This is a genomic window from Bacillus sp. FSL R5-0820 (assembly GCF_038593385.1).
Classification (GTDB): domain Bacteria; phylum Bacillota; class Bacilli; order Bacillales; family Bacillaceae; genus Bacillus; species Bacillus altitudinis.
This window is the reverse complement of record NZ_CP151991.1, coordinates 1,423,400-1,448,006: the sequence shown is the minus strand read 5'-3', so window position 1 is coordinate 1,448,006 and position 24,607 is coordinate 1,423,400. Positions and strand designations below refer to the sequence as shown.

Sequence of the window (24,607 nt, the reverse complement as noted above, 5' to 3'; positions counted from 1 at the left end):
CTATGGCACCTCCTCACATATCAATACTTTCTATTCTATTATTTGCTGAACAACAATACAATGAATGTGTTTTTACAAGTGTGTAACAAAACTTAAAAAATCAACATTTTTTATTAGGATTACTGAAAATATTCGTTACATCATATGTATATCCTTTTTTATGACTCACTTTTTTTCTTTTTTTCTCTAGAAATTGTCCATTTTGTTAGTAGAATTCTTCGAATAACGGCGATATTTTGAAACAATCTAACACCGAATGCAAACATTCCGACTAAATACAAGTCTACACCAAGATGGACGCCCAGAAAAGCTAAACTTATTGCGAGTATAATATTAAAGAAGAAACCTGATACAAACACTAGTTCATCGTATGCCCCTTGCAGATGTGCTCTGATTCCACCAATCAATGTATCAAGCGCAGCAAGTACAGCGAGGGAAAGATAGTTAGAATACTCATTCGGTATCGTAAAATTCGTTAAGAAACCGATCGCAACTCCTATGATTAAACCAAGTACAGGAAGCCACATTAAGATTTTCCCTCCTTTACATCGTCAAGAGGCTTCAATTCATTTAATTGAATTGTACCGTCAAATGCTTTTAAATGAATTTTTTTCTTCGGCGGTCTAATACTCAAACTGAAATTTTCCTGAGCAAACAAATCACCAATATCTGATACATTTAAACGGCTGTATAATTTATCGGCCTGCTCGCTGACCATCTTAATCGTGACTGTATCACCATCTATGCTGTAACCATCCATTTTCGTCGTACCATTAATATCTCGAATAACACTGGTGTTAATCACCCGGTGTTCATTAATGGAAATATGTTTTGCCCCAAACATATTGGCTTCGTTGATTAATTTTTTCAGAAGATCAGGTGGTATATTTTTGACTTCTTCTCCGGTAAGTTCCTTAGAAAAAAGCTGAGTAATTTCTATTTCAACTCCTTCACCCGTTACCTCTGTAAAACCAGCCTTTTCTTTCAAATCCTTCAACGTTTTTGTTAATTGTGCTTCTTTGGATTGATCTTCTTGGTTGCCATACTTTTTTAGCATTTCATCATATTTATCAATTTCTTTCAACAAATCCAGTTCCTTACTTTGAGATGCAGATAAATCCTCTCTTAATTCCCAAACGTCTCGAGTATCGCGAACTTTAGGCTTTTGTAGAGAGTTAAACTGGATCGAGACCATGATGCCAAATATGACCATCAGGACTGTCAAACTAAGTAATGGCTTCTTTTTCCTCAACACCACTCACCTTTTCACATTTAATCTTTGTTTCTTAGAAGAGGATTCATACGAATATCCTTCTTTTCAATCGTCATGGAAATATGATCACTTGTCAGCTGATCAACCACCCCGCCTGCAATGTTTAATGCAGGAATCAAAACAGCTGGATCTCCAATAGCAGAAATGACAAATGGTGCTGGATGTTGAACACCATCAACCGTGACGACTGGACCGTTACAATGTATGTATGATTGGTGTGTGATTCTTTGTCCGTTTATAGCTACAGCAGATGCCCCTGATATAAATAGTTCGTTTATCACATGGAAAATGTGGCTCTCATGCACAATGTAATTATTGACATTTTGTCCACTCGGGATATAAGATGCATCTTCAAGAGATACTTTTACCCCTTTCCCTTTTACACCTATTTCTCCTGTAAACATTCTGTATTTCTCAACATCTTCCAAAACATTAAAATACTGCTCTTTTTCATTTTTCAAACCAAACTCTGTTGCTTGAACCTTTGATTGAAGACGATAAAGTTCTTTTTCAAGTTTTTGATTCGCCTTTTCTTGCTTTGTTAGCTGACTTTTCAAAGAATATTCTTTTTTCCATTGTTCTGTTCGATTGACATCTGCTCGATGCTGCTTCGTATATTGGTATGAAAAAGAAATCAGAAATCCAAGAACAAGCATTACAATTGAGAATATGACGGTTTTGCCTCTCAACGTTCATCTTCCTTTTTCTTAGATTTAAAAGCTTCAAAATACGTAGCTACTTCCATATGAATCGTACCTTTCTCAGAGGACGAAAGCTCTTTGACAATGGCAGGGTACGTTGTCATTTTATCTGCGAATGTTTTAATTGATGCAATAACGGTGTTTCCATCATTCATATAAAATTTAACGAGCCATTGATTGGAGCTAGTCGGTACGTAATATACTTCTGAGATTAGTTCCTGAATAGAAGCCGGCAGTTGATTCAGAGCTCTCACTGTTTGCTTCAATTTCTCTTTATTGTCCCAATCGACAAAAATAGGTCCTGCGTGACTTGGCGTTACTTCATCTGGCAAAGCCGTCCCGTTTTCAAGAAGCTCATAATAAAAATGTCCCTTTTGCAGATACGCAATATTTGCATACTCTTTGACAGCAATACTGACCTTATTAGGGAAATGTTTTTTAATACTGACACTTTTAATCAATTTATTTTGCTTTATATGGTCTGCTGTCATATCTTTATTTAAATTCCAAAACTCTGTCTCGCCTTCTTTAATTTGCGAAAGTTTAACGAGCTGTTTTGTTGGTACATGTTCATTACCGGTAATGGTTAAAGAAGAAATTTTACTGATTGGTGTTTGCAAATAGACAATAATTAAAACCATGATAAAAAACAGCAAAATAAAAGAGATTAATCTCCGATTCGCTTTCTGCTTCCTTTGTTCTTTAATTTTAGGGATTCGCTCTTCTATATTGACGATCTTTTCATTTTCATGATCAGGCCGCATATATACTCTTCACCTCATTCAAAGCTGCTTGTCCGCACCTTTGGATCATTCTTTATCTCATATTGATTAGAAAACAAACGGCATGAAAAAATGCCGTTTGTTTTCCTGTGATACCATCATTCATAAGTAGTAGCCTTTAATTTGCTTCACCAATAATTTCTACTTCTGTATGCATCTCTACATTGTAGTCATCTTTGATTTTCTTTTGAATGTACTGAATTAAGTCGAGCACATCTTGAGCCTTCGCCCCACCAGCGTTGACAATAAAGTTTCCGTGCATATCAGAAATTCTAGCCCCGCCAATCTGATATCCTTTTAAATTCGCCTTTTCTACAAGCTGTCCTGCATATTCAGGTAATGGATTTCGAAAAATACTGCCGGCGCATGGTTTATTATACGGTTGTGTTTCCTTACGATAATCTTTATTTTGCTGCATTTTCTTTGTGATTTTCTCACGTTCGTCCTGTTTAAGCTTGAACACTGCTTCGAGAACAATTCCAGGGCGTTCCTTTTGAAGCACAGAAGTTCGATAGCTAAAGTTCATTTGCTCATTAGTTAACCACTCGATCGTTCCATCTTCAAATAAGACTCTCGCTTTCACAAGAATCTTGCTGATGTCAGATCCATGTGCCCCTGCGTTCATATAAACAGCGCCACCAATAGAACCTGGAATACCAGCTGCGAATTCCAATCCTGACAACCCCTGCTTACTAAGAGACGTAGCAAGTCTTACAACTGAATAGCCTCCGCCAACTGTAATCTCTTCATCATTGACAGTTAAGTGATCAAGCCCAGCACCCAGCTTTAAAACGACGCCGCGAATTCCTTTATCAAGAACAAGTAAATTGGACCCTCTCCCAATGACCGTCCATTGAGTATCATGTTTTTTCACCTGATCCATAATTGTTTTGACAGCATCGACATCTTTAGGGATGACTAATAGATCGGCCGGTCCGCCTATTTTCATTGTCGTATGATTTGCAAGCGGTTCGTTTTCAAGTACTTTACCAACTTGCGCTTCTAATAATTCATTCTTCAAGTTCTCCATATTACCCTCCGCCTTACCTCATATCATTCATCATGAAGTCGTAATTTCTTTTAACACATTATATAAACGTGTGGCCGCATCTGGTACTCCGAGTTCTTTTGTTAAACGGCTCATTTGATGTAGTTTCTCGTCATTACCAGCAATTTCATCAATTGCATGAAGCAAGCGATCTCCTGAAAGCTCTGATTCTCTTAAAACGATCGCAGCATCATGTTTTTCAAGTGATCTTGCGTTAATTTCCTGATGATTTGCGGTCACGTATGGACTTGGAATGAAGATGGTCGGAATTCCAAGTGCCGTCACTTCAGCAATCGTTGTGGCTCCCGCTCTTGCAACAATGACATCAATTGATTTTAAATACTCCGGCATTTGATGCAAGAAAGGCTTTGTGATCATATTCGGTGCTTCACCTTTTTCTTTTAATTCGTTCAGCACTTTTTCATAATGAACCTCACCTGTAATATATAAAAGCTGATAGTTCTTTGCCTTTAATTCATCTTGCATGTCAATCACTGCTCGATTGATTGGAGCTGCACCTCTGCTCCCGCCAAAAATGAGAACCGTTTTTTTCTTCTCATCCAGCCCGAACTCTTTAAGAGATTTTCCCTCTTTAATAGAGACGACTTCAGAGGCTCTTGGGTTTCCCGTAAAAACAACCTTTTCTGAAGGAAAGTGTTCCTTTGCTTCTTCAAAACAGATGGCTACTTTATTCACATATCGTGCCAGAAACTTATTTGTGATGCCTGGCAGGCTATTTTGTTCGTGAATGATCGTTGGGATTTTTAGCTTAGACGCAGCATAAACAACTGGACCACACACATAACCACCTGTTCCAATAACAGCATCCGGCTTAAATTCTTTTAAATAAGATTTACTTTTTTGGACGCCCTTTAGAAACCTCATCACTGTTTTTACATTATCAAAGGAAAGCTTTCTTTTAAAACCTGAAATTTCAATTGATTTAAAAGGGATATTTTCTCTTTCTACAATTTTCTTTTCAAGCCCATTCTCAGTGCCAATATATAAAAATTCCACATCAGGATGCAGTCTTTTCACTTCTTTAATAAAAGCTAGAGCAGGATAAATATGCCCGCCTGTTCCGCCTCCACTAATAACTATACGCATTATACCATTTCCCCTCAATTTTTTTCTGCTCTGAACAAAGTATAAACCCTGTTTTAAACAACAGGGCTCCGTCAAAACCTGTAAAGAAGAGTCAATCATCATGTTTTCGAAACAGAAACTGCCATTTTCACTCTTCAAATCATTTTTTCATACTTTTGCAAAATAAAAGTCTATATGGTTTCATGAACTATCAGCACATTAATATCTAGCATACCTGCTTACATTCAAAAGTACGCCAATTGCCATCAGCATTAATGTCAGTGATGAACCGCCATAACTTAAGAATGGCAGTGTGATGCCCGTCACAGGGATGAGACCAGTGACAACTGCGATATTAATCATTACTTGAATGGCAACCATTGAGATGATACCCACTGCCAAGAAACTTCCATATAAATCTGGTGCCCCGAGGGCTATTCTAATGCCTCTCCACAATAGAACACTAAAGAGCAGCAAAATGAGTGATCCACCTATAAATCCAAGTTCTTCAGACAATATAGCAAAGATAAAGTCTGTTTGAGGCTCAGGCAAATAGAAGAATTTTTGTCTACTCTGACCTAGCCCCATTCCAAACAGACCGCCTGGACCGACAGCGTATAAGGATTGAATAATTTGAAACCCGCTGCCAAGTGGATCCTCCCAAGGATTTAAATAAGATGTAATTCGTTTTATTCGATAGGGTGCTGATAAGACAAGTGCGGCAAATCCGCTAAGCCCTAAAAGACCGAGAAAGATAAAGTGAGCGATTCTCGCACCTGAAACAAATATCATAATAATACAGGTTCCAACCATAACCGTTCCTGTACCTAGGTCCGGCTGCAGCATAATGATGGCAAATGCAGAAAACACAATGCCTAGTGCTGGGGCGAAACCTTTACGAAAGGATGTGATATTCTTTTGTTTTTCAGATAAGAATTTTGCAAGAAACGCAATCATCGCAAGCTTCATAAATTCAGAGGGCTGAATACTAAACGCACCGACACCAATCCAGCTTCTTGAACCATTTCTCTCCATACCGATACCAGGAATCAAGACAAGCACGAGGAGGAGAAAACACACTGCAATCAGTATCTTTGACCAAGTCCGCCACGTCCAATAATCGACCCGCATAATGAAAAACATTGCGATAACTCCGATTCCGGCAAACAAAAGCTGTCTTTTTGCAAAATAAAACGAATCATCAAATTTATACGATGCCCACACAGCACTTGCGCTGTACACCATAATTAAACCAATCGTCAATAAAAGTAACGTAATGACAACAAGCAAAAAATCCGGAGAAGTTTTCTTATTCGTCAAGAGACCGACACCCCAAGCATAATTTCATTTGGGCTGTCAGTCATATGAGAGACAAGCCCTTATTTAAGCATATGCACGGCGTTTACAAACATGTCTCCACGTTCTTCAAATGTTTTATGCTGATCCCAACTTGCACAAGCCGGAGACAATAAAATCACGTCTTCTTCTTCAGATATGCTAAACGCCGCAGGTACTGCTTGTTCAACATTATCGACATGTTTTACGTGATGTATTCCCAGCTCTTCACCAAGCTTCACAAACTTAGGCGCAGTCTCACCAAATGTAATCATTCCTTTTACATTCTTCATAAAAGGTTTTAATTCATCAAATTCATTGCCACGATCCAGTCCACCTGCTAGTAAAATGGTCGGCTGCTTGAAGGCAGACAAAGCTTTACTTGTTGCCAGTATATTGGTCGCTTTACTGTCATTATAAAATTTTCTATTTTGAATCGTCTCCACAAATTGCAAACGATGCTTCACTCCACTAAATGTAGTAAGAACTTGTGCAATCGCTTCGTTTGAGCAGCCTGCATTTTTTACAACACAAATAGCTGCTAGAATATTTTCTTGGTTATGCTCACCAGGAAGAACAACATCCTTTAGGTCAATGACATGTTCATTCATATAGTAGATGGCACCATCTTTAATAAACGCTCCATGTGCTACCGGCTCTTTAACTGAGAAAAACACTTTTTGCGCTTTCGAATCTTCTGCTAGTTTGACAACAGATGGATCATCTAGGTTAACCACAGCTATGTCATCTTCCAGTTGATGTGCATACACTTTCTGTTTTGCTTTTTCGTATTCTTCACGCGTGTGATGATAGTCTAAATGTGCGTCAAAAATATTTAATATTAAGCTGATTTTAGGTCTGAATTCAACGGTTCCCATTAACTGAAATGAAGAGAGCTCAGTTACGATCCATTCATCGCCCGCTGCACGCGCGGCAACTTCACTTGCGACCGTTCCGATATTACCTGCTACCAATGTTTTTTGGCTGTCTTTTTTCAACATTTCATAAATCAAAGTAGTCGTGGTCGTTTTTCCATTTGATCCGGTAATCCCAATAAAAGGAGATGAGGTCAAATGATACGCCAATTCTATTTCAGTCCAAACTGGAATTTTTCGGCGAAGCGCCTCTTGGACCATCACATTCTCATAAGGAATTCCAGGGTTCTTAATTAAAATCGTAATTTCTTTATCGTCGAACACACGAAGAGGATGACTGCCACAAATGACATCAATCCCCTTTTCAGAAAGTAACTGAGCAGGCTCGTTTTCTTCAAAAGCTTTTTGGTCATTGACCGTCACGTTTATTCCGTGCTCGTGAAGAATTGAGGCTGCCGCATATCCGCTTTTTGCAAGGCCTAGTACTAGTACATGTTCGTCTTTTAACATTTGCATCCTATTCAATTATAACCACACCTCGATGTAAATTCCTAAAACAGCAAGCAATAAACCAGCTGTCCAGAAGGTGACAACTACTCTCCACTCAGACCAGCCAACTAACTCATAGTGGTGGTGAAGCGGGCTCATCTTAAAGATTCTTTTTCCAGTTGTTTTGAAGGAGATGACTTGAAGGATAACGGATAACGTTTCAACAACAAATACTCCTCCAATAATGACGAGTAAAATCTCAAGTTTCGTTAAAATGGCAATGGCCACTATGGCACCGCCTAAAGCAAGCGATCCCGTATCACCCATAAATACTTTTGCAGGATGCGCATTAAAGACAAGGAACCCAAGGACAGCGCCTGCTACTGCTACCGAAAAGATCGCAACATCATACTGAGATTGATTCCAAGCCAATATAGCAAAAGCTCCGAATGCAATAGCAGCTGTTCCAGATAATAAACCATCAAGTCCATCTGTAAGGTTTACCGCATTAGAACCACCGACAAGCATGAAAACGACGAGGATAAAGTATGCCCATCCTAAGTCAAAGCTGACATCTGTTCCTGGAATGCGAATAGTCGTTGCAAACTCATAATAATGGAAGACTGCATAGAAAATCACAGCAATCACAATTTGCCCGATCAGTTTTTGTTTCGATGTTAAGCCAAGATTTCGCTTCATCGCTACTTTAATATAATCATCTAAAAATCCTAATAATCCGTAGCCAAGGGTGACAAATAACAATAAAAACATTTCTGGACTAATCTCAGAGAATTTGTTAATCATCACGATCGTTGTAATTGTAATAGAAAAGATAATCATAATTCCACCCATTGTTGGGGTACCAGATTTCTTTTGGTGAGACTGAGGTCCTTCTTCTCTAATACTTTGACCAAATTTAAGTCTTCTTAAAAACGGAATAAAAATCGGGGATAAAAGAACACTGATTAAAAATCCCATTATGATTGTAAACAATATCACCTGTTCAAGCATTGTTCTTTACTCCTTCCGAATTTCCAAAGCCGTTTTCCATTAGAAAATAGCATTCATTATTATGATATTCATTCGTGTCTTTCGTATGTTGTTTTTGTACAAAATGCTTCATTTCATTACACTCTTTTCATCATTTTTAAGATTTGTTTAGATCTAAAATAGCGTCCGCTGCCACCTTGGCATCATCAAAGTCATAGACTTGATCACCAATGATTTGGTACGTCTCATGCCCTTTTCCAGCTATTAAGACTGTATCGCCCTTTTTTGCATTGGCAATGGCAAAAAAGATGGCCTGTTTCCGGTTCACAAAGCTGTGATAATAGGCGTTTGGCACGCCATTTTCCATGTCTTTCAAAATGGCTGATGGATCTTCACTTCTTGGATTATCTGATGTAAAAACAGGCTCATCTGCATATTTCACAGCGATTTGGGCCATCTGAGGGCGCTTGGTTTTATCACGGTCGCCCCCGCAGCCAACTACACAGAAAATTCTACCTTCTGTTAATTCTCTGCACGTAGTCAGTACATTTTCTAAACTGTCAGGTGTGTGTGCATAATCAACGATGACTGGGAAGTCTTGATCAAAATTCACAAGTTCGAATCTTCCTTTGACTCCCTCAAGTTCTTCAATGGCACTAACGATCGTTTCAAACGTTAAGCCTGATACAATTCCTACTGATACAGCTGCTAGAATGTTATACACATTGAATTTTCCAATAAGGGCAACCGTCACGTTTTTTGTGCCGATTGGGGTAATCAAATCAAATTGTGTTCCCTTTGGTTTGATTTGAATGTTCTTTGCCATTACATCTGCTTCTTGCTCTAAGCCATACGTCATAATTTCAGCAGCTGTGACTTTTTCAAAATAACTAGACGCTTCATCATCTGCATTTAAAATGGCATGCTTCGGCTTATCGTGCTGAAAGGCACTTCCGAGCTGGGAAAAGAGCAAGCTTTTTGCATGTTTATATTCTTCCATTGTGTTGTGGTAGTCCAAATGATCTTGGGTAAGATTTGTAAAGACGGCAATATCATAATCACATCCATGAACACGCCCAAGATGCAAAGCATGTGATGATACTTCCATAATGGCCGTATCTACGTCTTGATCAAGCATCTGCTTAAAGGTCTTCTGAAGGGTGACACTCTCAGGTGTTGTGTTTTTCACTTCGAGAATTTCATCGTTTACCTTCATATACATCGTACCGATTAAACCTGTTTTTTTATCGGCTTTTCTCATGATTTGCTCAATCATGTGTGTTGTGGACGTTTTCCCGTTCGTTCCTGTAATACCAATTAGATTGAGTTGATGAGTTGGCTGTTCGTAAAAAGCATCTGCTATTCTTGCAAGTGCTCTTTGAGAGTGTTTTACAATAATGACTGGTACATCTGTTATGTGAAGTGGGTGTTCTGCTACAATCGCTGCAGCCCCGCTTTTCACTGCTTTTTCAGCGTAATCATGTCCATCTACTGTATAGCCTTTTATACAGACAAAAAGACTCCCTTTTTTCACTTCTCTTGAATCCATTTCAATGGAAGTAATCTCCGGATTTTCGTTTATCAGTTCACTGTTTTCACTTTTAAAGTATGTAAGGAGTTCTTGTAATTTCATTTCATATCAAACCTCTCAAATTCGTTCACGTGCATGTCTTGTGAAAAAAACACACAGTCTATATTTTATCGTAAAAAAAAGGATACATCCAGCGTATTCCTTAAGTTTCTCTTGGAAAAAACACACTTTATGCTCTTTTTTTAAAACGACCCTTCTCTTTCAACAAAAAGAGGCAGCCGAATGAGTGCGGCTACCCTCTGTTCATTCTTTATTATTCATCATTTAAGTATAATCGGATCGTGGAACCTTCTTTGACCTTTGTGCCGGCAGCAGGCGATTGCTTCACCACTTTACTGCCAGTTCCTGAAGCATCAATCTTTAAATTAATCAAGAGTGATTCAAGGTCAGAAACAGACCCTCCTACAAGATTCGGTACCTCAATGGTTTTTGTGTCCAGCCATTGGTACTTCTTTTCAATTTGTCCTTTTCTTTTTTTCACGCCCATTTCAGGCAGACTGTCTCGCATAATATGGCCCACAATAGGTGCTGCTACTGTCCCACCAAATTGAATCGTGCCTTTTGGGTTATCTACTGCTACATATACAACAATGCTTGGATCATCCGCAGGCGCAAAACCGATAAATGACACAATGTGGTTATTTTCCATGTACTTTCCGTCTTTTACTTTCTGTGCTGTTCCTGTTTTTCCGCCCACCCGATATCCTTCAACGAATGCATTCCGGCCAGTTCCTTGAGCGACTACACTTTCAAGGGCATACCTGATTTCTTTAGACGTCTCCGCTGAAATGACTTTCTTCTTGGCAATTGGTGATTGCTTTTTAACCACCTCTTTTGTAATTGGATCGATCCATTCTTTTGCAATATACGGCGTGTAAAGCGTTCCTCCATTTACTGCGGCTGCCACTGCAGCTACTTGTTGAATCGGCGTAACAGATACACCTTGACCAAAGGCTGTTGTTGCCTGTTCTACAGGACCAACACGATCAAGCGGGAACAAAATTCCTCTACCTTCTCCTTGAAGGTCGATTCCTGTCTTTTGGCCAAAGCCGAAATTCTTAATATAAGAAAATAATTTATCTTTTCCAAGACGGTCGCCTAGCTCGACGAATCCTGGGTTACAAGAGTTTTGTACCACTTCTAGAAACGACTGTGATCCATGTCCTCCCTTTTTCCAGCATCTGAGCCTTGCACCATTCACTGTCACAGATCCGCTGTCAAAAAATTGATCACGTTTTAAATTTACTTTATTTTCTTCCAGGGCAGCTGCCAGTGTAATGATTTTAAACGTCGATCCCGGCTCATATGTGCTCCACACCGGTAAGTTTCGGTTAAATACTTTTGGATCAACTGATTGATAGTCAGCCGGATCAAAGTCAGGTCTGCTCGACATTCCCAGCACCTCACCATTTTTCGGATTCATGGCAATGGCAATCATGCCATCTGGGTTATATTTTGCCTGAGCATTGTCTAGTTCTCGTTCGATGATGGTTTGCACTTTTGAATCAACTGTTAATTTCATATCAAGCCCATCTTTAGGCGGTGTATAATCATCTGCTTCATCTGGCATTTTCTGCCCTTTTGCATCAGAATAAAATTTCACAGAGCCTTTTTCACCTTTTAGGTCATCATCATAGTACGCTTCTAGCCCAAGTAAGCCCTGATTATCAATTCCAGCAAAACCTAATACATGAGATAAGAAACTTCCAAACGGGTAATGTCTGATGCTGTCCTCTGCTACATAGACTCCATCTAAATCAAGTTCTCTGACTTCTTTTGCTTTTTCATGAGATACTTTTCTCCCCTCTGGGGAAATTCGTTCTATAGACGTTTTCTTGGTGACATGCTTGTACGCTTTCTCCTCAGACATATTCAGCACTGCTGCTAATTTCTTGCTTGTTTCTGCTGGGTCTTTCACCTGCCGCGGCACGACTAAAATAGAGGGAGCACTTTTGTTCGTCGCAAGCTCCACTCCATTTCGATCCAAAATATCTCCTCGTTCTGGTTCAAATGGGAGGTTACGGCTCCATGAATCTTTCGCTAAACTTGTCAGCTTCTCGCCCATAATAAACTGCACATATCCTAATCTAGTATCTATGATGAAAAAAATGATCACCCCAAACAGCAGCACGAAAAGCAATCGTTTTCTCACTGTTACACTTGACACTCGCACGCCCGGTTCACTCCTTACATATGGCTTGTTTTCATCATATGCAGGCTCGTCTTTTTATAGAACGATCTCGTCCATCGCTCAAGCAAAAGAAAAAAACCTAGCAAATGATTTGCTAGGTTTTCAAGTTAATTTGGACTTTTGAAGGTCACTGTGACGACTTTATCTGAAATCTCCGCTCCACTTTTCACGCTTTGTTTGACAGCATATCCTTGTCCATTTGTTTCAATATGCACACCTGAAATAGACGCATATTGAAGAACTTCCCTTCTGGACCAGCCTGTCATATCAGGCATTTTAATGGTTTTCCCTGCTGTTTTCAAAAAGACTTTCTGGCTTTCAGAGAATTCAGAGCCCGCATTTGGCCATTGGCGTTTAATGGATAGACCGTCACCAATGACAACAGGTGATAACTTTTTGTTTTTTGCTTCTGTTTCTGCCTGTTTCACTTCTAAATCTAGGAATGACGGCATTGTTTCTTGTTTTATTTTCTGTTTGCCAGATTTTTTATCGTCTGTTTTTGTTGGTGCGATATTTAAATAGAGCAAACTATTTTTCATCACAGGGTTAAAGATTTCTGAAACAGGGGCAGAGCCTGTTTGTGTTTCAGATAGCTGAGGCTGTTGGACAGCGACATAAACGAGTAGCTTCGGATCATCTTTTGGTGCCATTCCCATGAATGAAAAGACGTAATCGTTTCTCCCTTGAAGGTAGCCGCCAGCACCGCCAATTTGTCCTGTACCTGTTTTCCCAGCGACATCAAAACCTTTGATTTGATATGGCTGTCCTGTGCCAATTTTTGAGGAAACGACCTCACCTAAAATGTCACGGACTTGCTTCGCTGTATCAGAAGAAATTGGTTTTCCTGCCACGGTTGGTTCGTGCTGTAAAATTGTTTTGTTTGTGTTCGGGTCTGTAATATGATCAATTACATATGGCTTCATCATCGTTCCACCGTTGGCAATGGCTGTCGCCGCTTCAATTTGCTGAATTGGGGTAATCGCGGACGCCTGACCATACGCAGTCGATGCTTTGTCATATTCGTATCTGAAATTAATTTTACTAGACGCTTCGTTCGGCAAGTCTATGCCTGTTTTGTCATAGAAATGGAATTTTTGTAAGTATTGTTCGTAGCGTGTGAAACCTAATTTTTCTTTTGCCAATTTCGCAAAAGCTACGTTTGATGAACGTAGAACACCTTCATGAAAATCAATTTTTCCCCAGCCATTTCCGTTGTTATGGTCTCTAACAAGACCGCCGCCTACTTTATAAGTACCAGACTGATACTTGTCACTGCCTTGGTACACTCCTTCTTGGATAGCAGCAGCGAGTGTAAAAATTTTCATCGTTGAACCTGGTTCAAATGCGTAAGAAATGACATCGTTGTTATAATTCGTAATGTCGAGTTCATTTAAATTAAAGCTTGGCCGCTGTCCCATTGCAAGAACTCTTCCAGTTTTCGGATCAACGACTGTCGCAATGATTTTCTTCGGCTTATATTTTTTAGCGACCTGCGTCATACTTTCTTCAAGAAATGCTTGAATTTTTTGGTCGATGGTCAGTGTGACGTTTTTCCCGTCTTTCGGGGCAACGATGTCTTCTTTACTATTCGGAAGTGCCCATCCGCTTCTGTCGCTGTTATACGTTACATAGCCATCTTTTTCTTTTAAATATTTATTCAGAGCCTTTTCTAGACCCATTGCGCCTGACATGTCCTTCGTTGCTTCATCTAATCTAGCATAACCGATTAAGTTCGAAGCAAACATGCCGTTTGGATAATACCTCTTTGTATCTTTTTCAAAGGCGATCCCAGGAAGTTTTAGCTTTTCAATTTTTTCCTTAGTTGAAAAACTAATATCCTTTCCGGCTTTACCAAACTCGACTTGGAACGCATCCTTTGTATTCAGACGCTTTAAAATTTCACTCTCACTCATATCAATGACCTTTGACAGCTCTTTTGCTGTCTTTTCTTTGTCAACGACATGCATCGGATGCTTTGGATCAACCGTCATTTTCTTGCTCATGATCGCAATCAGCTTATACACAGATGTATCTTCCGCAATCACATTTCCGTTTCTGTCTAAAATGGACCCTCTTTTGGCTTCAAGTGTTTTTTTCGATTGATATTGTTCATTGGCTTTTGCAGCTAACACTTGTCCATCGACAGTTCCCGTAATCTGAATATAAATAAAACGTGCAAGGATGATAAAGAAAAACAGGGCGAAGCAAATACTCGCAATTGCCGCGCCTCTGTTCATCATTTTATTCTTTTTAGGCATCGCCATGTTAATCGACCTTCTTAACATCTTTCGACATGCTTAAGCCTGCTTTTTTAGCGGCTTCAATGATTCTCTCTGGTTCACTTAGTAAATCTTTTTGCTTTTGCAGTTCAGTGATCTTTTTCGATTCTAAAGACACTTGCTGTTCTAGCTTCTGCACTTCGATATTTGCGTGATAAACAGCAAAGGCTTTCGAAATGATGAGGATCGAGCTGCACATGAGAGCCATGACAAACATGACAAGTAAGATTTTTTCACCAAGTGTAATAGAACCTCTTCTTCTAATAACAACCGATTGACCTTGCTGCTCGGTTTGATGTTGCTTTACTTCTCTTTGGTAAGCCAAATTACTCATAAGAAACCTCCTTTTTATCATCATCTATGGTGTCGTTTACTTTTTTTCTGCAATTCGGAGCTTCGCTGAACGGGCACGGTTGTTATATTCCAGCTCTTGTTCTGATGCAACGATTGGTTTTCTCGTGATCAGCTTCAGTTTTGGTTCAAGTCCTTCTGGAATCACTGGTAGTCCATGCGGAAGTTCTGGAAGAGAAGACATTTCTTTAAATGTACTTTTACAAATCCGATCTTCAAGTGAATGGAATGTAATGACAGAAATTCTCCCCTTCGGATTGAGTAACTCTATTGCTTGTTCTAGCGCTTCTTCAAATACTTTCAATTCGTCATTTACGGCAATTCGGATCGCTTGAAACACTCTTTTCGCTGGATGTCCGCCTTTTCGTCTTGCAGGTGCGGGAATTCCTTCTTTAATAATGTCGACAAGCTCACCTGTTGTTTCAATTGGCGCTTTTTTTCTAGCTTCTTCAATTTTGCGTGCGATTTGCTTGCTGAATTTTTCTTCCCCATATTTGTAGAAAATCCGAACTAGATCTTCAAATGGCCATTCATTCACCACTTGTTTTGCCGACAAAGCAGCGGTTTGATCCATTCGCATGTCAAGAGGTGCATCATGGTGATAACTAAAGCCTCTCTCTGGTGTGTCAAGCTGAGGTGATGAAACCCCAAGATCAAAAATCACACCGTCTACGCTTGTAATTCCTTGTTCATTCAGACGTTCTTTTAAATATCGGAAGTTGCTTTTTATGAAAAGAATGTTTGCTTTAACATGTGCGAGCTTCTCTCGTGCATGATCCAGTGCAGCATCGTCTTGGTCAAACCCAATCAATGTACCTTTTTCTGATAATTGAGATAGTAAATATGAGCTATGACCTGCGCCGCCTAGCGTGCAGTCCACATATGTACCGTCTTCTTTGACGTTTAAACCGTCAACTGTTTCTTTTAATAATACTGTCTCATGTTGAAACATGATGATATGGTCCCACCTTTTTCAAATAGAAATGAATGTGTAGAAAGCTTGCTGCACAAGGGATTATTATATATCAAATCCAATCATGTTTTCAGCAATTTCAGCAAAAGAATCTTCTTGCTCTTCTGTATATTGTTCCCAGATCGACTTACTCCACAACTCAATTCGATTTGAAACGCCGATGACCACACATTCTTTTTCGAGTTTTGCATATTGGAGTAGGTTGGATGCGATGTTAATGCGCCCCTGCTTGTCCAGATCACATTCAACTGCGCCGGAGAAGAAGAACCGGGTAAACGCACGTGCATCTTTTTTCGTTAGCGGCAGTGCTTTGAGTTTCTCTTCAATTAGTTTCCACTCACTCATAGGGTAGCCAAATAAACATTGATCAAGCCCTCTCGTCAGCACAAACTGTTCTCCGAGATCGTCTCTAAATTTAGCAGGGATGATCATGCGCCCTTTTGTATCAATCGTATGTTGGTATTCACCCATGAACATGATATCAGAGCCCCACTTTCTCACCCATACTCTCCACTATCCACCACTTCTCTCCACAAAACTTATTTTACACTGTTTCCACATAAAAAAAAACCCTGAACTAGTCAGGGTTCATTAAAACTTTATTTCAAAGTTTGACAATTTGTTGCTTGTTTTGAAATGAAAATGGCAGATTTTTGAACGTTTTGAAGAATTCTGGACCATATTTGTTTAAAAAGTACATGATATTCCAAATTCTTTCTTGTGGTGCTTCGAGTGGTTTTAAACTATTTTCAATCCGTTCAAAATCTCGAAGGATGTATCCTTCCTTCTCTTCCACACGCTTTGCAACCTTTTGATAAACAAATTGAAGCTGGTCTTCTATAAATTTGGCATTTTTATCTAATAGCTGTTCAAAGCTTGGTTCGATCTCTAGCACTTCTTGTCTCATTGCCTCATGAACATTCGCTAATTCACGTTTGGCATGTTGAACCGATTGAACAAAGCTGTCTGGAAGACTTTGCTGAAAGTGCGCATCCTTCTTTTCTTTCACGCCTTTTGTCAGCACCTCTTCAACCGACAATTCTCTTATTGGCAGCTTCTTATCAATATGCCTTTCAAGAATGGTGACGTGCAGTCTTGGAAGAACGGGTGCCATTTTGACATCGAAGTACTCGAAGATGCCTTTCAGCTCACCCCAATAGTTCACTTCACCGTGTCCAGCCATAAAAGCAAGCGTTGGAAGAAGGGCTTCCTGCATCAATGGACGGGTCACCACATTATTGCTAAACCGCTCTGGGTGCTCCTCGACTTCCTGCAAAAGCTCATCTTTTGTCCAAGTAAGCCCCACTTCAGATATAGAAAATTGGCCATTCTCTTGTTCAATGAGGAAACGTTCATCATCATATTCGTAAAACAAGTTGGCTTGATGGTCACCAGCTTCAATAATCGGCTGATACCCCGCTTGTTTCATGGCAGCCTGCGTGTTATTTAAGCGAGCCACGATCGCATCACTCGACTCCACAATTTGCTTGAATAACGTACGTTCAAGTGGCTTCACGCCGAAGTCTCCTGAATTCAATAACAGGAGTCCATCTTCTTCAAATAGATCGCAAACAATCCACTCAAAGAAATCAGTAAACGTTTCTGATTTGCGTAAACATCGAAGAAGCTGATCAAACAAGTCATTGGTGTAAGCAGATTCCTCATAGGTTGAAAATACATCACGAAGCCATCTCTCTGTTTTCTCTTGGTGGAGGGGTGTTCTTTTCGCAGCTGTTTTTTTCACATGATGTAATGGAAGCTTTTGTTTGACTGGGCCTTTTTCGCCAGACGTGTACACAAAGTTAATTTCGTCTACGTCGTGATCTTCACCCGCTACCCAAAAGACCGGAATAACAGGAACGCCAAGCTCTGATTCTTTTTCTTTGGCAAACTGAATAATGGAAATGATTTTATGTATGGTATAAAGCGGACCTGCCAGTAAGCCTGCCTGCTGTCCTCCAACCACCATGACGCTCCGTTCATCACGGATCTTCTCAATATTCTCACGCATCGCAGCCGAATCAAATTTTGCATGATATGCGCTCATATAATCCGCTAAAGCCTCGCGCGGGAAGCTCCTTTCCATGAGATCGTCGTATCTCTTTTTCCATGTGTGCTCAGAATGTATATCATAATCAAAAAAAGCAGTCATCTCTTTTTTTTCTTCTATATAATCACGTATGAATAAATTCTGACTTCGGATGGAAAGTTCAGTCAATTGCATGTTTAGAACTTCCTTTCTTCAATAAATAGTTAGTTTCCCGAAAAAAGTATAGCATGTAAATGAGCTCACTCAAAAGATTTTGTTTGCTTTTTTTCCAATACTTCCAAGCTTCTATTCAAGAAAGTGAGGAATGGCGGCGTCATCCCTTGACCTTGAGCTTTTTTTAAAAGGTAGCCAATGATTGCTTTTCTTTCAGTTTGGCGGCCTTTGACGATATCTTGCAGCATCGACGATTGATTGGCAGCCGTTTGATGGCAAATTGATTCCACATGAGCCCATAGACGATCTTTCTCAGGCAACCCTAGAATGGAAACCGCTTCTTCAAATGCACATGTCATCATATGTTCATATGACGGGTTCGATACCAATTCCCCATTATTCACATGTAATAAAGCCGTCAACGGATTAATACACACATTGACGAGCAGTTTTTCCTCCAGTACTTTCTTCCATTCATCTGTATAAACCATTTGAAAATCGCCCGTTGACAGTTCACTACTCATAGGTCCTTTTTCCTCATGCAGAAATGCTCCCCACTTGATGACACCCATTCCTGTATGGTTTACTGCGCGATCAGACACCTTCATTGCGCCATGCTCTACTACACCAATATATAACTGATGTGCCGTTTTCCAGTTCTTTAAATCGAATAAGTGGGCCATTCCGTTCTGCAAAAATAAGATTCGCTGACGAGGCAGTCCTGATAATTCACTTAGAACATCTTGCAGGTGATGATACTTCACTGTCACAATCAGCAAATCAAATATTCCTTTGACTCCCGTATCGGCCCCAACAGCTGATTGAATGGTTTCCCCTCTTACCATTCGTTCGATTCCTAATGCTCGAATTTCTTCTGCCTGCTGTTTTCTTCTTGTAAAGACGGTAATGTCATGATGCTCTGATAAATAACTAGCACAAAGCAGACCAATCGCACCACCGCCAATGATTCCAATTTTCAATTGCCGCACTTCCCTTTTTCTGTTTACTTCATGTTATCAACTATTTTACCAGTTTCGTGCTACGATGCAAAAAGCAGATAACGCGCTATGATTGAATTTTTTTAATTAAAAAACTATAATAATAAGTGTAAAAACTTTTTTAGGCGGATGGGATGAAAACGCCTTCAATGACATCACTGTCGACATTATGTGTGTAAGGGGGAAGATCACATGACACAAGTAAAACGTCTTCTGATTAACTACAAAACATTAGAGGAATTTAAACAATTTAAGGAATATGGCATACAAGAACTTTCCATGCTTGAAGACCTAGAAAGTAATATGATTGAAAATGACAGCAACTCTCCATTTTATGGGATTTACTTTGGAGATAAGCTTGTGGCACGTATGAGCCTCTATCAAGTAGATGGCTCGACGACGACGTATTTTGACCATAATCATGATTATCTAGAGCTGTGGAAGCTAGAAGTGCTGCCAGGATATCAGCGTAAAGGATACGGCGAAGCACTTGTTGATTTCGCAAAATCTTTCGGCCTTCCAATTCGAACGAATCCACGCGTCAAATCTGCCGGTTTTTGGGATAAAATGGGCTTTGAAGCGGTGAAATATGATATGGAACGCGATAAAGGAGAAAACCCACTCATTTGGGAGCCTGCACATATTCAAAAGAACACAGGTGAGTCCGCTTAATCATTTTAATCAATAAGAAAACGCCCCTCTTTCCATCTGTGAGGGGCGTTTTCTTATTTTGCGTAATCTTTTAAGCTGATATTCTGTTTGACTCTTTCAACAATACCAATAAGTGCCCGGTAATCTTCTTCTGTCATTTTTAATTGACGTTTCAGCTGTTCATTTTCTTCGGTGAGTGATTTTAATTGATGCTGTGCATCTTTCAGCTCCTCCCGTAAATAAGCTGGACCAGATGGTTCTTTCTCAAGCTGCTCTAGAAACCGAATTACTTCTCGAAGCGTCAGTTCAGTCTGATCAGAAGATGCCTTCTCCTCTATGGTGAACGCATGCTGCGGTAAACCCGAAGAATGGATACCAATTTTTTTACGCAGTTCTTTTCGCTGTTTTTTGGCAAGCTCAATGCCCGCCTGGTACTGCTTTCTGACGTAAGAATTCCACCTGAATCCACATGCTGCTGCTGTTCTTGACAATGCTTTTCCAACCTCTTCAAATGCTGAAAGCTGGGTACCGCCATCTCGGATATGCCTTAAGACAACTTCTGCTAAAAGTAAATCTTCATCTTGTGTCCATGCGTCCTGCCGTGTAATCGTCAACTCATCATCCCCCCTGAATCTGAATACCACATCATATGCGCTTACTAGAGTAGATAGACTATTTGCAGGAGAGAAACCTAAAAAATAGATCAATAAAAAAACGCAAGGGAAGATTCCCTCACGTTTTTTTATCAAGCATTAGTTGCTTTTTACGTCTTTGCCTTTGTATGTTCCGCAAGATTTGCAGACACGATGAGAAATTTTCATTTCACCGCATTCTGGGCAAGCTACCATACCAGGTACTTGTAGTTTGAAATGCGTACGACGCAATCTTTTTTTCATTTTAGAAGTTCTTCTAAAAGGTACAGCCATTATTCCCACCTCCTTAAAGAGTTAAGATTCATTATTTTCTTCTAAGAGCTTCTTCAAGCCTTCCAGACGAGGATCAATTCGGTTTTGATGTGCATCTTCCGAAATGACCGCCCAGTCATTCCCTTCCTGTGGTGCAGCACCTTTTACGTCAGCTTGGTCGCAAAAGATTTGCATGGGCACTTCAAGAAGAATTTCTTCCTTGACTATAGGCGTTAAGTCGATGATATCGTCTTCTACAACAGATACGTCTTCATCTTCTATATCGTCTGTCTTATGAAGTACAAATAGTTCTTTTGTTGAAATCGCAAATGGATAATTTACATCAACAAGCGTTCTTGAACAAGGCAATGTCATTTCACCTGTGATGGTTAAATCAAATGCGACTTGCTTTGATTCGATCACTCCAGTCCCTTTCACCTCTACTGGTGAAATACGACGTATATCTGAATGAAGGCTAGTAAGTTCATTTAAGTCAACCGTCTCATGAAAATCGAAGCTGTTTTTAGCTTTTTGATGTAACTGATAAACTGTCCATTTCAATTGTATCACCTCTAAGAGCAACAAACATGATTATAGCTTTCATCATGCTATTTGTCAATATTTTTTCTTTACAGTCCTTCATGACGTCAAAGGGCTGTTTGACATCAGTTCTCGGAATGCCTACACTGAAAAAAATGGTCTTCATTTTTCCCTTATGCTACTGTAGCACAGACCATTTAACCATAGCAAGAAAGGCGGAACATCTATTGAAAGCAGTGGGAGTCGTTGTCGAGTACAATCCATTTCATTATGGGCATGCCTATCATGTGAATCAGGCGAAAAAACAAACCTCCTCAGATGTTGCCATTGCCGTCATGAGCGGTTCTTTCCTCCAGCGCGGGGAGCCTGCCATCGTCTCAAAATGGGCACGCACAAAAATGGCACTGCAAAACGGCGTAGACATTGTGTGTGAGCTTCCATACATATATGCCGTACAAAAGGCAGAAACCTTCGCCAATGGCGCTGTGTCCATCCTTGATGCATTAAAATGCCATTCTCTTTTTTTCGGCAGTGAGGATGGAGAGATCAACGCATTTGAGCGCACAGCACACGCTTGGTATGAAAAAAAGGCAGAGATTGACCTTTTCACAAAAGAAAAGGTGAAAGAAGGTCTTAGTTATCCCGCAGCAGCAGCAGGTGCGTTTCAAGAAGTCATTCATTCTGAACACTTACTGGATTTGTCCAAACCAAATAACATTTTAGGCTTTCATTATGTTAAAGCCATCTTAGAGAGAGCTCCTCACATGCAGCCTTTTACGTCTCAAAGAATTGCATCTGATTATCATGATGAAGAACTACCTGACAACCAAAAAATCGCAAGCGCCACAAGTATCCGAAAAGCTTTAAAAGAACAGAGCTCATTTCAAGCAGTCACGCCCTACCTCCCGGACGCTACTTTAAAGCAATTACACGACTATCATTCTTCATATGGTCTTTTACATACGCAAGAAGCCTATTTTCGCTTTCTGAAACATGTCTTTCATACAATGGATACGAGTGAACTAGAGGGCATCTATGAAATTGAAGAAGGCATTGAACACCGCATGCAAAAAGCCATGACACATGCGTCTTCCTACGAGGAGTATCTATCACTTGTCAAAACAAAACGATATACGTGGACAAGGTTACAGCGGATGAATACGCATCTATTAATGAACGTGAAGAAAAAGACGATGCACGAGCTGCTTGAAGAGAAAAAAGCGCCCTATATTCGTTTACTTGGAATGACAAGGAAAGGACAACAGTACCTGTCTCTTGTAAAAAAAGAGTTGGATGTACCACTTGTGAGTAAACTGTCTTCCTTTTCACATCCCGCCCTTGATCTTGATATTCGCGCTTCAAGGGTGTTCAGCCTTCCCATCTGTGAACCCATGCAAACAGAATTAACGAAAGCAGAGTTTAAAACATCACCGATTCGATATGATGAAGAGAGCGGACTCTTTTCATCTTGATAGAAAAAAGCAGCCTGATTTGCAGGCTGCTCTTTTTTATGATGCTTTCTCTTTTAATTTGTTTAAATAGTTTAGTGCGTCCTGCATGGTATCCACAGGAACGATTTTCATATCACTTTTAATATCTTTTGCTGTTTTGACTGCATTTTTGTAGTCAGAGTTTGGGTCACCTTTATCATTCGGTGCAAAGAAGATGTCTTTCCCTGCTTTGTCTGCTGCAACAACCTTTTGATCAATTCCGCCAATCGGTCCGACTGTACCATCTGCATCAATCGTTCCAGTTCCTGCGATCGCATAGCCATGTGTTTCATCTTCTTTTGTCAGCTGATTGTAAATTTCAAGTGACATCATTAAACCAGCCGATGGACCGCCGATGTTTTCAATATCCACTTTCACAGAAGGAGACACTTTCACATGACGGTCTGTAAATAGTGATACGCCAATTCCCACTCGTTTTGGCTCTTCTTTAAATGGTTTTAACGTCACGTTCTGCGTGATTTCTTTGCCATTACGTTCAAGTACAAAACGGACAGTCGTGCCTGCTTTTTTACTGCTGATATACGAAACCATTTTATCTGCTGACTCGTATGTATGGCCGTCGACACTTTTGATCTTATCACCAACTTCAATCTTCCCATATGCAGGCATTCCTTTCATCACATAGCTCGCATATACCCCATTAAACGTATAATCTACTTTTTTTCCCGCTTTTGTATAAGCGGCAATCATCGCATTTTCTTGAGAACTTTTCATGAGCTGCAGCTGCCGTTTCATATAATCCTCATCAGACTCTCCGTCCGCTTTAATATTTTCTTCTGGAACGATTTCGTCATACTTGTTCATTTTTGCAAGCAAATACGTATATGGATTGGCTGGACCTACTTTAATGGTCATAAGAGAAAAGCTGCCCTTCTCGCCATATCCTCCGTCTACTTGAATGTGTGGCGCAATTTCTGTGGCATCACCTGGCTTTGTGACGTAATAGGGCAGTTTCACAAAAGTTAAGCCAAATAAGACTAGAACAACAGCAAAAAAGCTGAGCCAGCGAATATTTAATTTTTTCATTCGATTAACACTCCCATTTATCAATGACATCTTTCAGTTTTCCTTTTAGTTGGTCGGCGGCGAGTTCACCTGCTTCAATCATTTCTTGAACCTGTGTAAACGCACTAGAGCTAAAGGTCTCGAGCTTCGGCCGAATCATGAGATCTGCATGAATGGTTTGGTGACGAACCAATTCATTTTGAAGGATGTCCAAACTTTGCATAATGACATCCGATAATCTCGTTGCCTTTTCTGTTTTTTTCACCCTTGATACATCAGAGGCGATAATGAGATCTGCCCCCATTTCTTTGAGAACAGAGACAGGAATGCGGTCCACTACCGCTCCATCCACCAATTGCCTGCCGCCTATTTCATGCGGAACAAACACACCCGGAATGCTAATGCTTGCCCTGACTGCTTGTGAGACAGACCCTTCTTTGAACACAACCTTCTCCCCTGTCTGAAGGTCACAGGCGACAATCGCAAGAGGCACGCGCATTTCTTCAATATTCTTCCCATATGTAAACGTGTGAATCAGCTGCAAAATTCGATTTCCTTTTAACAGACCGATTTTTGGCAGTGTATAGTCAGCATAATACTTTCTTCTGAAGACAAGTGCAAGTTTTTTCATTTTTTCTACGTCTTGTCCTGCCGCATAAAAGCTCCCCACAAGAGCACCAATACTGCTTCCTGCGATCATATCCACCTGAATTCCTTGTTTCTCAAGACTAGATAAAACCCCGATATGCGCCATCCCTCTGGCACCCCCGGAGCCCAGCGCAAGCCCGATAATCGGTCGTTTCATGAATCCACCCTCCTCTTTCTATGCA

The 24,607-nt window shown here is 40.1% G+C and carries 24 protein-coding genes; 2 read left to right on the top strand and 22 right to left on the bottom strand.

Annotated elements, in window-relative coordinates; translation table 11 throughout:
* Window positions 1-158 precede the first annotated feature (158 nt).
* The 17 genes from NST15_RS07405 to NST15_RS07325 form a co-directional block, all read right to left on the bottom strand.
* A complete protein-coding gene (locus NST15_RS07405; protein WP_003210988.1) occupies window positions 159-527 on the bottom strand; it encodes a small basic family protein in 369 nt (122 codons plus the stop codon).
* Window positions 527-1,252, bottom strand: a complete 726-nt coding sequence (locus tag NST15_RS07400; RefSeq protein ID WP_342498977.1) for a DUF881 domain-containing protein — start codon at window positions 1,250-1,252, stop codon at window positions 527-529. Before NST15_RS07400 ends, NST15_RS07405 begins: the two co-directional genes overlap by 1 nt.
* Window positions 1,253-1,272: 20 nt before the next feature.
* A complete protein-coding gene (locus NST15_RS07395) occupies window positions 1,273-1,962 on the bottom strand; it encodes a DUF881 domain-containing protein (protein WP_046527247.1) in 690 nt (229 codons plus the stop codon).
* Window positions 1,959-2,738: a cell division protein FtsQ/DivIB gene (locus NST15_RS07390; protein WP_017359362.1), complete on the bottom strand. Its 780-nt coding sequence runs from the start codon at window positions 2,736-2,738 to the stop codon at window positions 1,959-1,961. The genes NST15_RS07395 and NST15_RS07390 overlap by 4 nt, the downstream gene beginning before the upstream one ends.
* A gap of 136 nt (window positions 2,739-2,874) precedes the next feature.
* On the bottom strand, window positions 2,875-3,786 hold the full coding sequence (gene murB / locus NST15_RS07385; protein WP_007499764.1) for a UDP-N-acetylmuramate dehydrogenase: 912 nt from the start codon (window positions 3,784-3,786) through the stop codon (window positions 2,875-2,877).
* Window positions 3,787-3,816: 30 nt separating this feature from the next.
* Window positions 3,817-4,911, bottom strand: coding sequence for an undecaprenyldiphospho-muramoylpentapeptide beta-N-acetylglucosaminyltransferase (gene murG, locus NST15_RS07380; protein ID WP_024720309.1), 1,095 nt, complete (start codon window positions 4,909-4,911; stop codon window positions 3,817-3,819).
* Window positions 4,912-5,109: 198 nt separating this feature from the next.
* Entirely contained in the window at window positions 5,110-6,210 is a 1,101-nt protein-coding gene (gene spoVE, locus NST15_RS07375; RefSeq protein WP_007499768.1) for a stage V sporulation protein E, read from the bottom strand.
* A gap of 59 nt (window positions 6,211-6,269) precedes the next feature.
* Window positions 6,270-7,625, bottom strand: coding sequence for a UDP-N-acetylmuramoyl-L-alanine--D-glutamate ligase (murD, locus tag NST15_RS07370; protein WP_048002853.1), 1,356 nt, complete (start codon window positions 7,623-7,625; stop codon window positions 6,270-6,272).
* Window positions 7,626-8,600, bottom strand: a complete 975-nt coding sequence (gene mraY, locus NST15_RS07365) for a phospho-N-acetylmuramoyl-pentapeptide-transferase (protein ID WP_007499771.1) — start codon at window positions 8,598-8,600, stop codon at window positions 7,626-7,628.
* A gap of 136 nt (window positions 8,601-8,736) precedes the next feature.
* Window positions 8,737-10,212, bottom strand: coding sequence for a UDP-N-acetylmuramoyl-L-alanyl-D-glutamate--2,6-diaminopimelate ligase (locus NST15_RS07360; protein WP_025207293.1), 1,476 nt, complete (start codon window positions 10,210-10,212; stop codon window positions 8,737-8,739).
* A 211-nt stretch (window positions 10,213-10,423) separates the two neighbouring features.
* Window positions 10,424-12,343: a stage V sporulation protein D gene (locus NST15_RS07355; RefSeq protein WP_342498976.1), complete on the bottom strand. Its 1,920-nt coding sequence runs from the start codon at window positions 12,341-12,343 to the stop codon at window positions 10,424-10,426.
* Window positions 12,344-12,468: 125 nt separating this feature from the next.
* Window positions 12,469-14,619: a penicillin-binding protein gene (locus tag NST15_RS07350; protein WP_024720306.1), complete on the bottom strand. Its 2,151-nt coding sequence runs from the start codon at window positions 14,617-14,619 to the stop codon at window positions 12,469-12,471.
* Window positions 14,620-14,626: 7 nt separating this feature from the next.
* Window positions 14,627-14,974: a cell division protein FtsL gene (ftsL, locus tag NST15_RS07345; RefSeq protein WP_025207292.1), complete on the bottom strand. Its 348-nt coding sequence runs from the start codon at window positions 14,972-14,974 to the stop codon at window positions 14,627-14,629.
* Window positions 14,975-15,010: 36 nt separating this feature from the next.
* Window positions 15,011-15,943: a 16S rRNA (cytosine(1402)-N(4))-methyltransferase RsmH gene (gene rsmH / locus NST15_RS07340; protein ID WP_007499781.1), complete on the bottom strand. Its 933-nt coding sequence runs from the start codon at window positions 15,941-15,943 to the stop codon at window positions 15,011-15,013.
* A gap of 66 nt (window positions 15,944-16,009) precedes the next feature.
* On the bottom strand, window positions 16,010-16,441 hold the full coding sequence (mraZ, locus tag NST15_RS07335; RefSeq protein ID WP_035701066.1) for a division/cell wall cluster transcriptional repressor MraZ: 432 nt from the start codon (window positions 16,439-16,441) through the stop codon (window positions 16,010-16,012).
* 127 nt (window positions 16,442-16,568) lie between these two features.
* Window positions 16,569-18,188 carry a bacillithiol biosynthesis cysteine-adding enzyme BshC gene (gene bshC / locus NST15_RS07330; protein WP_342498975.1) on the bottom strand — a complete coding sequence of 540 codons (1,620 nt, stop codon included), beginning with the start codon at window positions 18,186-18,188 and terminating at the stop codon, window positions 16,569-16,571.
* Between the two features lie 65 nt (window positions 18,189-18,253).
* Window positions 18,254-19,147, bottom strand: a complete 894-nt coding sequence (locus tag NST15_RS07325; protein ID WP_048002856.1) for a 2-dehydropantoate 2-reductase — start codon at window positions 19,145-19,147, stop codon at window positions 18,254-18,256.
* Between the two features lie 210 nt (window positions 19,148-19,357).
* On the opposite strand from NST15_RS07325, the gene NST15_RS07320 reads away from it, so the two are divergent.
* Complete coding sequence (locus NST15_RS07320; RefSeq protein ID WP_007499784.1) at window positions 19,358-19,837, top strand: N-acetyltransferase; 480 nt, start codon at window positions 19,358-19,360, stop codon at window positions 19,835-19,837.
* 53 nt (window positions 19,838-19,890) lie between these two features.
* On the opposite strand, the gene gerR is transcribed toward NST15_RS07320, so the two are convergent.
* The 3 genes from gerR to NST15_RS07305 form a co-directional block, all read right to left on the bottom strand.
* Complete coding sequence (gerR, locus tag NST15_RS07315; protein ID WP_017359370.1) at window positions 19,891-20,430, bottom strand: sporulation-specific transcriptional regulator GerR; 540 nt, start codon at window positions 20,428-20,430, stop codon at window positions 19,891-19,893.
* Between the two features lie 138 nt (window positions 20,431-20,568).
* Window positions 20,569-20,742, bottom strand: a complete 174-nt coding sequence (gene rpmF, locus NST15_RS07310; RefSeq protein ID WP_008354700.1) for a 50S ribosomal protein L32 — start codon at window positions 20,740-20,742, stop codon at window positions 20,569-20,571.
* Between the two features lie 21 nt (window positions 20,743-20,763).
* Window positions 20,764-21,282, bottom strand: a complete 519-nt coding sequence (locus NST15_RS07305) for a DUF177 domain-containing protein (RefSeq protein WP_008345010.1) — start codon at window positions 21,280-21,282, stop codon at window positions 20,764-20,766.
* A gap of 26 nt (window positions 21,283-21,308) precedes the next feature.
* Between NST15_RS07305 and NST15_RS07300 the strand changes: the two genes are divergently transcribed.
* Window positions 21,309-22,733, top strand: a complete 1,425-nt coding sequence (locus NST15_RS07300; protein ID WP_342498974.1) for a nucleotidyltransferase — start codon at window positions 21,309-21,311, stop codon at window positions 22,731-22,733.
* Window positions 22,734-22,769: 36 nt separating this feature from the next.
* On the opposite strand, the gene NST15_RS07295 is transcribed toward NST15_RS07300, so the two are convergent.
* Together NST15_RS07295 and NST15_RS07290 are read right to left on the bottom strand one after the other, a co-directional pair.
* Window positions 22,770-23,798: a SepM family pheromone-processing serine protease gene (locus tag NST15_RS07295; protein ID WP_017359372.1), complete on the bottom strand. Its 1,029-nt coding sequence runs from the start codon at window positions 23,796-23,798 to the stop codon at window positions 22,770-22,772.
* A gap of 4 nt (window positions 23,799-23,802) precedes the next feature.
* A complete protein-coding gene (locus NST15_RS07290) occupies window positions 23,803-24,582 on the bottom strand; it encodes a patatin-like phospholipase family protein (protein ID WP_017367186.1) in 780 nt (259 codons plus the stop codon).
* Window positions 24,583-24,607: the final 25 nt, after the last annotated feature.